Source organism: Paracoccus sp. N5 (genome assembly GCF_000371965.1).
GTDB lineage: Bacteria > Pseudomonadota > Alphaproteobacteria > Rhodobacterales > Rhodobacteraceae > Paracoccus.
Genome location: NZ_AQUO01000003.1, coordinates 112691 through 125649 on the forward strand (window position 1 = coordinate 112691; position 12959 = coordinate 125649).

General features: G+C 69.0%; 14 protein-coding genes. 5 read left to right on the forward strand and 9 right to left on the reverse strand.

The annotated features are described in order from the left end of the window. Positions 1-2 precede the first annotated feature (2 nt). Both PARN5_RS0119850 and PARN5_RS0119855 read right to left on the reverse strand, forming a co-directional pair. Positions 3-734, reverse strand: a complete 732-nt coding sequence (locus PARN5_RS0119850) for a hypothetical protein (protein ID WP_018001520.1) — start codon at positions 732-734, stop codon at positions 3-5. Positions 735-740: 6 nt separating this feature from the next. Further along, positions 741-1142 carry a DUF1036 domain-containing protein gene (locus PARN5_RS0119855; RefSeq protein ID WP_018001521.1) on the reverse strand — a complete coding sequence of 134 codons (402 nt, stop codon included), beginning with the start codon at positions 1140-1142 and terminating at the stop codon, positions 741-743. Between the two features lie 79 nt (positions 1143-1221). On the opposite strand from PARN5_RS0119855, the gene PARN5_RS0119860 reads away from it, so the two are divergent. From PARN5_RS0119860 to PARN5_RS22700, 5 genes are read left to right on the forward strand one after another with little or no spacing between them, the layout of a single operon-like run. Beyond that, positions 1222-1701 (forward strand): hypothetical protein, encoded by a 480-nt coding sequence (locus PARN5_RS0119860; RefSeq protein ID WP_157404109.1) that lies wholly within the window; start codon positions 1222-1224, stop codon positions 1699-1701. Beyond that, complete coding sequence (locus PARN5_RS0119865; RefSeq protein ID WP_018001523.1) at positions 1702-2328, forward strand: MotA/TolQ/ExbB proton channel family protein; 627 nt, start codon at positions 1702-1704, stop codon at positions 2326-2328. It begins immediately after the preceding gene. A 3-nt stretch (positions 2329-2331) separates the two neighbouring features. After that, complete coding sequence (locus PARN5_RS0119870; RefSeq protein ID WP_018001524.1) at positions 2332-2814, forward strand: biopolymer transporter ExbD; 483 nt, start codon at positions 2332-2334, stop codon at positions 2812-2814. After that, on the forward strand, positions 2811-3206 hold the full coding sequence (locus PARN5_RS0119875) for a biopolymer transporter ExbD (RefSeq protein ID WP_018001525.1): 396 nt from the start codon (positions 2811-2813) through the stop codon (positions 3204-3206). The genes PARN5_RS0119870 and PARN5_RS0119875 overlap by 4 nt, the downstream gene beginning before the upstream one ends. Then, on the forward strand, positions 3203-4210 hold the full coding sequence (locus PARN5_RS22700; RefSeq protein ID WP_018001526.1) for a hypothetical protein: 1008 nt from the start codon (positions 3203-3205) through the stop codon (positions 4208-4210). Before PARN5_RS0119875 ends, PARN5_RS22700 begins: the two co-directional genes overlap by 4 nt. Here PARN5_RS22700 and tssH read toward each other — a convergent pair. From tssH to tssB, 7 genes are all read right to left on the reverse strand, one after another. Beyond that, positions 4189-6819, reverse strand: coding sequence for a type VI secretion system ATPase TssH (gene tssH / locus PARN5_RS0119885; protein WP_018001527.1), 2631 nt, complete (start codon positions 6817-6819; stop codon positions 4189-4191). The genes PARN5_RS22700 and tssH overlap by 22 nt on opposite strands. After that, complete coding sequence (tssG, locus tag PARN5_RS0119890; protein ID WP_018001528.1) at positions 6819-7799, reverse strand: type VI secretion system baseplate subunit TssG; 981 nt, start codon at positions 7797-7799, stop codon at positions 6819-6821. The genes tssH and tssG overlap by 1 nt, the downstream gene beginning before the upstream one ends. Then, positions 7796-9697, reverse strand: a complete 1902-nt coding sequence (gene tssF, locus PARN5_RS0119895) for a type VI secretion system baseplate subunit TssF (RefSeq protein WP_018001529.1) — start codon at positions 9695-9697, stop codon at positions 7796-7798. Before tssF ends, tssG begins: the two co-directional genes overlap by 4 nt. Continuing rightward, positions 9694-10218, reverse strand: coding sequence for a type VI secretion system baseplate subunit TssE (tssE, locus tag PARN5_RS0119900; protein ID WP_018001530.1), 525 nt, complete (start codon positions 10216-10218; stop codon positions 9694-9696). Before tssE ends, tssF begins: the two co-directional genes overlap by 4 nt. A gap of 148 nt (positions 10219-10366) precedes the next feature. After that, entirely contained in the window at positions 10367-10864 is a 498-nt protein-coding gene (locus PARN5_RS0119905) for a type VI secretion system tube protein Hcp (RefSeq protein WP_018001531.1), read from the reverse strand. Between the two features lie 37 nt (positions 10865-10901). Next, entirely contained in the window at positions 10902-12386 is a 1485-nt protein-coding gene (gene tssC, locus PARN5_RS0119910) for a type VI secretion system contractile sheath large subunit (RefSeq protein WP_018001532.1), read from the reverse strand. Then, positions 12386-12904 carry a type VI secretion system contractile sheath small subunit gene (tssB, locus tag PARN5_RS0119915; RefSeq protein ID WP_018001533.1) on the reverse strand — a complete coding sequence of 173 codons (519 nt, stop codon included), beginning with the start codon at positions 12902-12904 and terminating at the stop codon, positions 12386-12388. Before tssB ends, tssC begins: the two co-directional genes overlap by 1 nt. Between the last annotated feature and the right edge of the window lie 55 nt (positions 12905-12959).

Sequence of the window (12959 nt, forward strand, 5' to 3'; positions counted from 1 at the left end):
GCCTAGCGGAACAGGCCCGAACCCATCAGCGACGGGTTGATCTGCCGGCTGGGCGCGGGCTGCCGGGCCGGCGCAGGCTGACGACGCGGCGTCGCCGGCTGGGCGCGGCTGGCCGAGGGCGCGGCGCGGCTTTCGCGCGCCGGGGCAGCGCGCGCGGCGGCGGCGCGGGGCGTGGCCGCGGGCGCCGCGGCCGTGGCCGGGGCGGGGCATTGCAGCTCGCCCCGGCGCAGGATGGCGCGGAACAGGCCGGTGTCGGGGCGCTCCTCCGCCTCGGCGCCGGCCGCCTGCGACCAGCGCCGCACCGCCCCCGCCGAGCCCGCGCCCCAGGCGCCGTCGATGCTGCCCGCGTAACAGGCCATGCGCCGCAATTCGGTCTGGATCGCCTCGGCCAGACGGTCGGCATCGGGATCGAAGGCGCCGTCGCCCAGCAGGCGTTCGAAAAGCCCGGCGTCGCGCTGCCGGATCGCCTGGCGCGATTCGAAGGCCAGGCCCAGCGGCCCGCGCGGATCGAAACCGGCCAGCACGGCAAGGTCGCCGACGATGATCGAGGGTTGCGGCAGGCCGGCGCGGGTCGGGGGCTGCGGCCGGCTGTCGGGCAGCGGCTGCGGCGCCGCCACCGCCTCGATCACCTGGCCCGAGGGCAAGGGCGTGATGACCAGCCCCTGCGCGCCCGCCGGCGCCGTCCAGCCCGCCGCCAGCACGACCATCGCCAGATATGCCCCGCGCCTGCCCATCCCGCCTCACTTCGGCCTTGGCGTGGCGAAGACCGTCCAGTCGGCGCGGTCCTGCGTGTCGATCTCGGCGAAACGGGCGTCAAGATAGCCGCGCAGCAGGCAATCCCGCTGGCCCTCGATCTGGAATCGGCGCGGCGCCACGCACATCGGAATCGCCCCCGCCAGCACCTCATTACCGAAGACATCGGCGGCGAAGACGTAATAATACCGTGACCGCAGCGGCTCGCGTTCCAGGGTCGCGCATTGGTTCGGCGCCACCCGCCACCAGCCCCGGGTGGCGAAATCCTGCCCCGAAGGCCGCGCCAGCGCCACGTTCAGCACGTCAAAGGACTGATTGCACAGCCGAAGCTCGGCCCGGGCGGCTGCCGGGCCGAGTGTGGCCAGCAGGCCCAGGGCCAGGATTTTCAATTCAGGGTTGATCGAGCGCCGATTGAGCACCGCTTTCAGCCATGTTACAGCCCGGGACGGGCAAAGGAGTTTCAACAGCATGAAACCGATCCTGACAGCGGGCGCAACCTTTCCGCGAAGTCGGGCCCCTGCCTTGCGGGTGGCCGCGCTGCTGGCGGTGCTGGCCGGGCCCGCCCTGGCGCAGCAGGACGCCCCCGCCGCCAAGCCCCTGCTGCTGGAGCTGAATGGCGCCGTCACCACGGCCGAGGGCGGCTGCCAGCTGACCCTCGTCGCGACCAATGCGCTGCCGACCGGCCTGACCCGCGCCGCCTGGCAGGTGGCGATCTTTGACCGCGAGGGCGCGGTGCAGGGGCTGCCGATCCTCGACTTCGGCGCGCTGCTCGCCGGCAAGACCAAGGTCGCGCAATTCGCCTTGCCGGGCCGGGGCTGCGACCGGATCGGGCGCATCGTTGTCAACGATGTGGCGGAATGCGCAGGCCAGGACGGCTCGGACCAGCGCATGGCCTGCCTGACCGGGCTCGAGGCCCGCAACCGCAGCGAAATCGAGTTCGGATTGTAAATGTTCGCCGACCTGCCGCTTGTCACCTGGATCGTCTTTGCCGCGCTGGCGGGGCTGTCGGTGCTGACCCTGACCGTCGTGATCTTCAAGCTGATGCAGTTCCGCCGCATGGGCGTCGGCGGCCACCGCCTGGCCGAGGCGATCCTGGACGACTGGCTCAACGGCCGCCCGGACGAGGCGCAGCGCAAGGCCAATGCCGGCCGCACCGTGCTGGCCCGCGTGCTGGGCGCCACCATGTCCGGCCTGCGCGCCCGTCCCTCGGAGCCCGGCTATGGCGAGGAACTGGCCCGCCAGGTCGCGCTGGCCGAGCTGGTGCAGATGGGCGCGCGGATGCGGCTGCTGGAGGCCGTGGTGCAGATGGCGCCGATGCTGGGGCTTCTGGGCACGGTCATCGGCATGATCGACGCCTTCGGCAACCTGGCGCTGAGCCAGCAGACCTCGGACCCGCGGCTGCTCGCCGGCGGGATCTGGACGGCGCTGACCACGACCGCCGCCGGGCTTGCCATCGCGCTGGTCGCCTATTTCGTCTCGGCCTGGCTGGAAGGCCGGATCGAGGATGAACGCCAGGGCATCGAACTGGCCGTTTCGGCCGCGATCCACGGCCGGATCGCGCGGCCCGGACGCTAGGCCATGCAGGTGGCGCGGCCCTCGATCCGGCCACCCGGGCTCGACCTGCCGCGCAGGCCGCGCCGCCGGGGCTTCTTTGCCATGACGGCGCTGGCGGATGTGCTGTTCCAGCTCCTGATCTTCTTCATGGTCTCGGCAAGCCTCGTCAGCTATTCGCTGCTGCCGCTGCGCAGCGGCGCGCTGCGCGACAGCGGCGGCGCGGCGGCGGGCGAGGAGGCACCGCAGGCCGGCACCACCCTGACCGAGGCGCGCGCCACCGCCGTCTGGACGCTGAACCCGGGCGGCATCACCGCATCGGGCCAGCAATTCACCCTGTCCGGGGCGGCGGCGCTGGCCGAGGCGCTGGCGGCGCAGGGCACGCGCAACGTGCTGATCGTGCTGCGCCCGGCGGTGCCGGTGCAGGACCTGGTGCAGGTGCTGGAGATCCTTTCGGCACGCGGCATCGACTCGGTCCAGATCGCCGAGGCGCCGGGGGGCGCGGGATGAGCCTGCACCTGCCCTCGCGCCGCGAGAGGCGGGTGCATGTCGACAGCTCGCTGTCGATCGTGAATATCGTGCTGCTGCTGATCTTCTATTTCCTGCTCGCCGGCCAGGCGCCCCGGGTCGAGACGCCGCTGGAGCTGGCGCGCTCGACCACGCTTGCGGCCGAAGACCTGCCCTCGCCGGTGCTCGAGATCCGGGGGCCGCAGGACTGGCTGCTGGACGGCGCCCCCATCCGCCCCGAGATGCTGCCGGCGGCGCTGGCCTCGGCGCCGGGGCCGGTGCATCTGCTGATGGACCGCACGGCACCGTCCAGCCTGCTGATGCAGGTGCTGCGCCGGCCCGAACTGGCGGATCAGGACATCCGGCTGGTGACGCAGAAGGATGTCGCGCCGTGATCGGCCAGCAGCCCATGGCGCGCGGCTGGGTGGTGGCGGCGGCGCTGTCGCTGGCCGTGCATGGCGCGGCGGCGGGTGCGTTCCTGTGGCGCCCGACGCTGCCCTGGCAGCAAGCGGACCCGGCGCCGGCGCCGATCCAGGTCAGCGCCCTGCCGCTGCCGGTGCTGGCGCCCGAGCCCGAGGTCCTGCGCCCGATCACCGCCCCGGCTCCGCCCGAGCCCGAGACCGAGCCGGACCCCACGCTGGCGCCGGCGGTGCCGCAGGGCGCCTCGCCCGTGCTGACCAGCAATGCCCTGCCCACCGGCCGCGAGGCGGCGCCGCCCGAACCCGAACCGGCGCCTGCGCTGCCCGAGGCGGGGGCCGAAGCCGGTCCCGACGCCGATCCCCGCCTGGTTGCCCTGTTCCAGCGCATCCGCAGCCAGCTGACCGCGCCCTGCCTGCTGGCCCTGCCCGCGCTGGATGCCGAGGGGCGGATCCGGCTGAACCTGCTGGCCGCCGACGACGCGCAGATCCCCGGCCTGCTGCGGGCGCTGACGCAGGGGCTGGAAACCGGCATCGACGGCCAGGCCGTGCTGCTCGACCGCCGGCAATGCCCGGCGCTGGCCTTTGCCCGCCGCGATGCGCGCTATCCGGTGTTTCCGCTGGGCATCAACCTGCAATCGCAGGACGTGGCCAGCGGCGCGAGCCTGCGCGGCACCATCTCGGGCGGGGCCGGGCGGCAGGTCACGCTGCTGTTGATCGACGACAACGGCGTGACCCACGACCTGCGCCGCTTCATGGTCAGCGCCGGCGGGCAGATCCGCTTCGACCTGCCCATCGCCCGCGACGGCGCCGGGCGCGACACGCATCAGCTGCTGCTGGCCGTGGCCACCCCCACCCGTCCGGCCAGCGTCGGCGCCGGGGCGGGCGAACTGGCCGAGGACTTCTTCGAACGCCTGTCGCGCGAGGTCGGCCCCGAGGCGCTGGTCGGGGTCAGCAGCGTCTATGTTCGTGCAAAATCATAGGCGAAGCCGTCATCCTTCACCTGGATTCTGACATCCGACAGCGCCTCGCCCGAGACCATGCGCGACAGCACCTGCCGCGACAGGTCGGGCAGGATCGAATTGGTGATGATATTGTCGATCATCCGGCCGCCGCTGTCCGGGTCGCGGCAGGCCGCCACGATATGGTCGATCACCGCATCGTCCCAAGCCAGGCTGGCGCCGTGGCTCTCGCGCATGCGCCGCGCGACCGAGCCGAGCTTCAGGCGGCTGATCCCGGCCAGCACCTCGGCCGAGAGCGGCACATAGGGGATGGTCACGATCCGGCCCAGCAGCGCCGGCGGGAAGGTGCCCAGCAGCTCTTCCTTCAGGCTCGCCTCCAGCGTTTCCTCGTCGGTGATGCGACCCTCGGGGGCCAGGGCCATGATCGTGCCGGTGCCGACGTTCGAGGTCATCAGGATCAGCGTGTTGCGGAAGTTGATCGGGCGGCCGTTGCCGTCCTCCATCCTGCCCTTGTCGAAGACCTGGAAGAACAGCTCGTGCACGTCCGGGTGGGCCTTTTCCATCTCGTCCAGCAGCACGACCGAATAGGGCTTGCGGCGCACCGCCTCGGTCAGCCGGCCGCCCTCGCCATAGCCGACATAGCCGGGGGGCGCGCCCTTCAGCAGGCTGACGGAATGCGCCTCCTGGAACTCGCTCATGTTGATGGTGATGACGTTCTGCTCGCCGCCGTAAAGCGCCTCGGCCAGCGCCAGCGCGGTCTCGGTCTTGCCGACGCCCGAGGGGCCGCAGAGCATGAAGACGCCGATGGGCTTTTCCGGATTGCCGAGCCCGGCGCGGGCGGTTTCCACGCGCCGCGCGATCATCTGCAAGCCCTGGTCCTGGCCGATGACCCGCTCGCGCAGCAGGTCGGAAAGGCCCAGCACCGCCTGCAATTCGTCCGCGACCATGCGGCCGGCCGGGATGCCGGTCCAGTCGCTGATGACGCTGGCCACCGCCTGCTCATCGACATGCGGCCAGATCATGCGTTCGTCGGCATGGATCTGGCCCAGCTGGTCCATGGCGCCGGTCAGCTCGGCGCGGATCGCGGATTCGTCGAAATCCTCGCCCTCGCGTGCCGCCAGCGCCTTGCGCAGGGCCAGGATCTGCTCGACCAGCGTTTTCTCGTCGGCAAAGGCGGTTTCCAGATCGGCCAGCTTGGCGCGGGAATCGTCCAGCCGCGCGCGGGCCTCGTCCAGCCGCGTGGCATCGCCCTCGCCCAGGTCGCGCTCGGCCTCGCGGGCGGCGATCTCGGTTTCCAGCCCGGCGATTTCGGCGCGCAGGTCGGCGATGCGGGCGGGCACGGCGCTTTGGCTGACCGCGACGCGGGCGCAGGCGGTATCCAGAAGCGACACCGCCTTGTCGGGCAATTGCCGCGCCGGCAGGTAGCGCGCCGAGAGCTTCACCGCCGCCTCCAGCGCCGCGTCCGCGATGCGGACCTTGTGATGCGCCTGCATCGGACCCAGCAACCCGCGCATCATCGCGCAGGCGACCTCGACCGAGGGCTCATCGACCGCAATCGGCTGGAAGCGCCGGGTCAGCGCCGGGTCCTTCTCGAAATAATTGCGGTATTCGGCCCAGGTCGTGGCGCCGATGGTGCGCAGCGTGCCGCGCGCCAGCGCCGGCTTCAGCAGGTTCGCGGCGTCCCCCGTGCCCGCCGCGCCGCCTGCGCCGACCAGCGTATGCGCCTCGTCGATGAAGAGGATGATCGGGACGGGCGAGCTTTGCACCTCGTCGATGACCGAGCGCAGCCGCTGCTCGAACTCGCCCTTCATGCTGGCGCCGGCCTGCATGGCGCCGATGTCGAGCATGTGCAGCCGCATCCCGCGCAGCGCGGGCGGCACCTCGTCTGATGCCAGCTTCTGCGCGAAGCCCTCGACCACGGCGGTCTTGCCGACGCCGGCCTCGCCGGTCAGGATCGGGTTGTTCTGGCGCCGGCGCATCAGCACGTCAATAATCTGGCGGATCTCGTCGTCGCGGCCGACCACCGGGTCCATCTTGCCCTCGGCCGCCTGCGCCGTCATGTCCACCGAGAACCGCCCCAGCGCGGTCGCGGCGCCCTCGCGGCCGGCGGGCGCGGCGCCGATGCCGGTGCCGTCCATTGGGCGCAGGTTTTCCTCTTCGGACTCCTTCCACAGGGTCCGCGCCTCGGAGCCGATGCGTTCGGCCGACATCTCGGCGAACAGGGGCGAATATTGCTCGATCTCGCGCCGCAAGACCGGATCGTTCAGCAGCGCGACCAGCAGGTGGCCGGTGCGGATCTGCGCCTCGCCGAAGAACAGCGTGGCATAGGTCCAGGCGTGGTTCAGCCCGTCTGCCAGCCGTTCCGAGATGCCGGGGGTTTCGGTCACGTTCTTCTGCAACCCGTCCATGGCCCGGCCCAGGTCCTTGAGCATCCGGCCCCGGTCCAGCCCCAGCCCGCGCAGGGTGACGGAAATGTCGCCATCCTGCTGAGACACCGCATGGAACAGCCAATGCGACAGTTCCACGTTGCGGTTGCCGTCGCCGCGCGCCTGCCGCATCGCCTGAAGGAAGGCCTCATAGCCCAGCCGGTTCATCTTGCCGGCGAATTTCTCGATGGTGATCGCGGTCATCAATGGCCTTTCGCGGAATGCTGGCCCGCATCGCGGCCAAGCGCGAAACGGGCGACTTCAATCGGGGCGGCGCTCTGGGGCAGGCCCTCGGGGCGCATGGCGGCAAGCCAGCCGATGGCGGCATCGCCGCCCAGGGTGGCGGCGGGAATGCGGTCGGCCGGCAGCGCCAGCGCCAGATCCACGTCCAGGCATTTGCCCAGATACCAATAGACCAGCGCCGCCAGCTGGCCATGGCGCGGCTGGCCGGGCAGGAAGCTGCGGTAGGCCGCGGCATCGGGCAGGTCCAGCCGGATGCAGATCTTTTCGTTCACCGATTGCAGCCGCGCGCCCAGATAGCTGTCGCGCCCCAGCGCCCCGCCGCGGCCCAGGCCGCGCAGCTCGTCCGGCTCGAACTCCAGCCAGCTGGTGACGTGTTCCTGCACCGTCACCGGAAAGCCGAAATAGCCGTCGAGCAATTGCCGCAGCCGCACACCGCTGCGCACCCGACCGCCAAAGACCGGCACCAGCGGCAGGCGCGCAATGTCGGGGAAATCGTCGTGCTGGCGGAAGGCGGGCGAGCCGATCCCCGCCACCGCGCCGACATAGGACTGGAAGCGGTCCTGGTCGGGGCGGTCGTGCTGGGTGATGGCATGGGCGTCGGACCAGGCGCGAAAGAACAGCTGATAGAACCGCGCCGACAGCATGTCGGTGAAGGCGACGAAGGCATCCTCGCCCGCGTCCTGCCAGCGCAGCACCTCCTCGGTCGTGTTCAGCGGCAACGCGCCTTGCGGGCCGAAGAAGCCGGTGAACTGCGCGCGGATGCGCGGGCGGGCGCCGTCGGTCCGGACGCCGGCCAGATCCTCGGCCGGAAAGGCCAGGCGCGGGTCCTGGCCGATGTCGGCGATGTCCTGCGCCCGCCGCGTGCTGCGGCCGATGCGCGGCTTGGCGCCGGATTCGCGCTCCAGCCGGCGCAGCAGCGCAAGGAAGCCGGGCGCGGTCATATCAGCGGCCCCATGCCGGTGCGGGGCGGGAAGCGCTTGAGGATGCCGCGCTGGCGGCTGGCGATCACCGTCTGGGTGAAGCTGTTGATGCTGGCATATTCGGCCAGGAAACGGTCCAGCACCGCGCCCAGCAGGATGATGCCGCTGCCCTCGAAGGCGGTTTCGTCGAAGCTCAGCACCAGCTCCAGCCCGCGGGCCGGAAAGATGCCCTCGGGCCGGCGGATCGAGCGGGTGATGGGCCGCACCGCCAGCCCGGTTAACCCGGCGATCTGCACCTCGGTCACATGGTCCGAGGCATCCGCGAACAGCGTCAGGATCTCGCGCAGGCTGGCGGCACCGTCGCGGCCGAAACGGTCGTCGAGGCCGAAGTGGTTCAGCGACAGATAGGAGATCAGCCGCCAATAGACGTCGCCCTGCCGCATGCGGTGCGGGCCGCCGCGCTCGACCTCGGTCATCGCTTCGCGCGGCGGCGTCGGGCCGTTCACGCAGGTCAGGGACAGCGCCTGGTCCGAGACCATGGCGAAATCGTCCGAGCCCGCCAGCGGCAGCACCGCCGGCAGGTGCCGGTTGGAACAAAGCGCGCGGATATGCAGCCGCTGCGCGCGGCGGCCGACGACCGACTCGGGCGGCTCGTAGATGGCGATGAAGGTCTCGGTGCCGCGATAGTCGTGGCGCTGGCCGGTGCGGCGCTCGGTCTCGGTCAGGCGGCGCGGCTTGCGGCGGGTGGTGTGGTAATAGGCCGCGCGCGGCGCGCCGCCCTGCGGCAGGGCGTAAAGCGGATGCACATCGACGCGGTCATGCGCGGTGCCATAGCTGGCCTGCACGCGCAGGATGCGCTGGATCTCGTAATGGGTGATCGGGCTGGAATCCGGGGTCACGACATATTCGTGGCGCTTGTCGTCCAGCCGCACCTGGTTCGAGCTTTCCTCGAACAGGTTGATCGCCGGCGCGCAGTTCAGCCGGATGTCGCGCGGCTGGATCTGGCGCGCCAGCTCGTCATTGGCGCGGTCGAATTCCAGCACCAGCTGCACCTCGCCCGCCGGGATGCGGGACAGCGCGCTGCGCATGTCGGTCAGGCGGAAGCCCATGAACTTGCGCGGAAAGGCGAAGAAATCGCGCAGGATGGCGAAACCCTCGAACAGCCGGCCGTCGCGGTCGAAAAGCAGTTCCTCGCGGGTGAAGCCGATCTGCTCGACCTGGCCCTCGCGCAGGCGCAAAAAGGCCGGGTCGCCGTTCGGCATCAGCCAGCGCAGCGAAACGCGGGTCAGGTTGCAATGGATCTGCTCATAGGCGGCGATGGCGCGGACATGATCGGCGGTCAGGTGAAAGGTCAGCACGTCGGGCGCGTTCAGCCCCATCGCCTCGCCATCGGTGCGGGCAAGGTCGATCTGCAGGCCGGCGCGGGTCGCCGGGTCGGGATCCTGGCCCAGCCCGCCCAGCGTCGTGGTCTGGTCGTGATAGGTCAGGCCCGCGACCGCCAACGGCAGCACCACCAGGTCCGAGGTCAGGCTGAAGCGGCAGGCCACCCGCTTTTCGGCATCGCGAAAGCGCGCGTCCAGGTATTCGCCGCGCTTGAAGACCTGCGGCCCCTCGTTCCGGCGCGACAGCGGCGCGGCCTCGACGATCATGCAGCTGGGGATCGGCGCCAGCGCATCGGGAAAGATCTGCTCCAGCAACTCGGTGGTGAAGTCGCGGAACTCTTCGTCGAGCTTCAGCTGCACCCGGGCGGCCAGGAAGGCCGAGCCCTCCAGCAGGCCGGCGATGGTCGGGTCGATGTTTTCGCGCAAGACGCCGCCCAGGCGTTCGGCGAGGCCGGGGAATTCCTCGGCGAATTCGGCCGAGCGCTCGTAGAGCATGTCCAGCTCGCGCTCATAGGCGTCGCGGAAGGCTTTTCTCATGGCTCGGCCTGCATGCGTTTCATGGCGATCTTGCCGGCGGCGGGGTCGACCTCGGCATAGAACTGCACCGCGATGTCGGTCGGGTCCGAGATCATCTCGGCCAGGATCTCGAAGGTGACGCGCTGGTCGGGGCCGGGGTCCAGATCCTCGACCCGCACCTCCAGCGTCTCGGCGCGCAGGCGCGGCTCGTTGCGGATCAGCGCCTCGCGGATGGCCTGGGCCAGGTCCATCGGCGTACGATGGTCGCGCCACAGCGTGTCCATGTCGGGCAGGCCGTGGTTGACGACGGAATCGCGCACGCGCGGCGTGTCCGAAAGGTCGGTGCAGACGTCCAGCCGGACGGTGTTCATCAGGCTGGCCAGGTCCAGCACCAGATTGCGGCGCAGGGATTCCTCGCTCGCGCCCTCGCGGTGCTTCTGGCTCATCAGGGTCAGGTCGCGCTCGCCCTCGGTATAGCGGCGGCCGGGGTCGCGCGAATCGCGCCGGCGGGCGGAATCGCGAAAGATATGCATCAGGGACATTTCGCGCAGGCCCCTGCGCCCGGTCTCTGCATCAGAGCGACGCGCCATCATCGGCCCCCGGTTGCGGCGCGCCCGGGCAAAGGTCCGGCGCGCAAAGGAACAGGGCCGGCTTGGCCGACCCTGTCCCCGATTGCTGGCAAGGGGGCGCTTAGGCGCTCCACTCCTTGTTCTCGGCGATGTCCCAGCCGGCCAGGGTCTCGGCGCCGGCGGCCCCGGTGTCCTCTTGCAGGGTATAGGCCACCTCGAACTTGCGGAAGTTCAGGGTCAGGGTTTCCTGGATGCGGTCAAGACCGTCCTTGGCGCCACCAGTCGAATAGCTGGTGATCATGATCTTGCTCATCTTGATGCGGAAATATTCGACCGGAGCCGCGCCGCCCGACTTGCGCACGATCAGCTCGCCATCCTCGATGTGCTCGCCGTTGGTGCAGCGCTTGATCAGGTCGTTGGTGGCCAGGTCGACGTATTTGGTCAGGGTAATATCCTGCACGTTGACCTTGCCGCCGCCGCCACCCGAACCGACATGGGTGGTGCCCGACTGGGTCAGGCCCCAGTTCCAGGCCAGCACGTCGATCTCGTCGCGGTGGGTGTCGTCCTGGGATTCGCCCTTGATGTTGTTGGAAAGTTTCAGAAAGATATCGACAGCCATTCGATCACTCCTTGGCTATAATAATCATCTCAATGGGTTACTTGCCTTTCGGCAGCTTGGAGACCAGCGACATGCCGACATCCATGCCTTCCAGCTGGAAGTGCGGTTTCAGGTAGAATTTCCCCATGTAGTAGCCGGGGTTCTCTTCGTCCTCCACCACTTCCACCTTCGCACCGGCCAAGGGTTTCTTGGCCTTCTCGCGCTCGGTCGCGCTCTCGGGGTTGCCCGAGACGTATTTGTTGATCCAGGTCTGCAACTGGGTCTGCAATTGCAGCCGGTCCGGGCTTTGCCCGATCTTGTCGCGCACCATGCACTTCAGATAGTGACTGAAGCGTGACACCGCGAAGATATAGGGCAACCGCGAGGACATATTGTCCGAGGCCGTCGCCTGGTCATCGACGTATTTCTTGGGCCGATACAGCGTCTGCGCACCGATGAACGCCGCCTTGTCGGTGTGCTTGCGATGGATCAGGCCGATCATCCCGGCCTTGGACAGCTCGGCCTCGCGCCGGTCCGTGATCGACACCTCGGTCGGGCATTTCAGATCCTTGGACCCGTCGCCGGTGTCGAAATTATGCGTGGGCAGGTTCAGCACCTCGCCGCCCGACTGCACGCCGCGGATCTGCACGGTCCAGCCGTGTTCCTTGTGCGCGCGGTTGATGTTCACCGCCAGCGCATGGGCGGCATTCATCCAGGAATATTTCTGACCGGCGTGGCCGTCGGTCTCTTCCTCGAAGTTGAATTCCTCGACCACGGAATTCGAGTTTTGGCCGTAGGGCTCGCGCGCCAGAACGCGCGGCATGGTCAGCGCGACATAGCGCGAATTCTCGCTGTCGCGCAGCCCGTTCCAGGCGGCGTAATCTGGCGTGTCGAAGATTTCCGACAGGTCGGGCGGCGTGCCGAGCTCGGTCCAGCTGTCCATGCCCAGAAGCTCGGGCGCGGCGGCCGAGATGAAGGGCGCATGCGCCGCGGCGGCGATCTTGGACATATCGCGCAGCAGCGCCACATCGGCCGTCGAATGGTCGAAGTAGAAGTCGCCGATCAGCGCGCCGAAGGGCTTGCCGCCCAGGGTGCCGAATTCGGCCTCGTAGACGCGCATGTTCAGCGGCGACTTGTCCCATTTGGCGCCGGGATAGCGCCGGAACATCTGCTGCAGTTCCTTCTTCGAGACGTTCATCACCTTCACGCGCAGCGAGGCGTCGGTCTCGGAGTGGTTGATGGTATAGGCTAGCCCGCGCCACGACGATTCCAGCTTCTGGAATTCCTCGTTGTGGATGACCTCGTTCAGCTGCTCGGTCAGCTTCTGGTCCAGCTTCGACAGCATCGCGTCGATGGTGTCGATCACGTCCTCGGCGATCAGGGTCTCGTCGTCCAGCGCCTCGCGCACCAGCGCGACCACGGCATTGTCGACCTCTTTCGCGGCGATGTCGGTGCGCGGCTTGATGGTCTGCTTCAGGATGTCCGAGAATTCGTCAAGGCCGGTCAGGCTGCCTGCGGCCTCGGCCTGCTGTTTCTGCGCCATCAGTTATCCTCTTCCTCGGCCGATTTCGACGTCTCGCGCTCGGCCAGGGCGGCCATCAGTTCGGGGTCGTTCAGAAGCTTGCGGATCTGCTCCTGCGCCTTGGGCTTCGAGTTCATGTAGCGTTGCAGGTTCGCCAGGTGCTGACGCGCCTCCAGCAGCTTCTTCAGCGCCGGGATCTGGCGCGCGACGGCGGCCGGGTTGAAGTCGTCCATGCTTTCGAAGGTCAGCGAGACGCCCAGCCGGCCCTCGCCGCCCAGCTTGTTCTGGACGTTGAAGCTGGCGCCGGGGGCCACGCTCTTCATGTAGTCGTCCAGCGTCGCGGCGGTCACATCGACGAAGTCGCGCTCTTCCATCTCGGGTTTCTCGACCTCGGAGGCATTGCCCGACAGGTCGGCCATGACGCCCATGACGAAGGGCAGCTCGACCATCTTCTCGCTGTCATAGGGGTCTTCGTAGGAAATATTCACCCGAGGCGGGCGGTTGCGCTTGATAAAATCGGTCGCCTTGTCCGAAGCCATCAGATCAATCCTCCATTGCGCAAGGCAAACTGTAAAACACCCGGCGAGTCAATTC

Excerpts from the sequence above, each read along its gene's own strand:
- tssH (WP_018001527.1), bottom strand. The coding sequence starts at position 6,819 with ATGACCGCGATCACCATCGAGAAATTCGCCGGCAAGATGAACCGGCTG.
- tssB (WP_018001533.1), bottom strand. The coding sequence starts at position 12,904 with ATGGCTTCGGACAAGGCGACCGATTTTATCAAGCGCAACCGCCCGCCT.
- PARN5_RS0119875 (WP_018001525.1), top strand. The coding sequence starts at position 2,811 with ATGAGCCTGCACCTGCCCTCGCGCCGCGAGAGGCGGGTGCATGTCGAC.
- PARN5_RS0119905 (WP_018001531.1), bottom strand. The coding sequence starts at position 10,864 with ATGGCTGTCGATATCTTTCTGAAACTTTCCAACAACATCAAGGGCGAA.
- PARN5_RS0119865 (WP_018001523.1), top strand. The coding sequence starts at position 1,702 with ATGTTCGCCGACCTGCCGCTTGTCACCTGGATCGTCTTTGCCGCGCTG.
- tssE (WP_018001530.1), bottom strand. The coding sequence starts at position 10,218 with ATGTCCCTGATGCATATCTTTCGCGATTCCGCCCGCCGGCGCGATTCG.
- PARN5_RS0119860 (WP_157404109.1), top strand. The coding sequence starts at position 1,222 with ATGAAACCGATCCTGACAGCGGGCGCAACCTTTCCGCGAAGTCGGGCC.
- tssC (WP_018001532.1), bottom strand. The coding sequence starts at position 12,386 with ATGGCGCAGAAACAGCAGGCCGAGGCCGCAGGCAGCCTGACCGGCCTT.
- PARN5_RS0119870 (WP_018001524.1), top strand. The coding sequence starts at position 2,332 with ATGCAGGTGGCGCGGCCCTCGATCCGGCCACCCGGGCTCGACCTGCCG.
- tssG (WP_018001528.1), bottom strand. The coding sequence starts at position 7,799 with ATGACCGCGCCCGGCTTCCTTGCGCTGCTGCGCCGGCTGGAGCGCGAA.
- tssF (WP_018001529.1), bottom strand. The coding sequence starts at position 9,697 with ATGAGAAAAGCCTTCCGCGACGCCTATGAGCGCGAGCTGGACATGCTC.
- PARN5_RS0119850 (WP_018001520.1), bottom strand. The coding sequence starts at position 734 with ATGGGCAGGCGCGGGGCATATCTGGCGATGGTCGTGCTGGCGGCGGGC.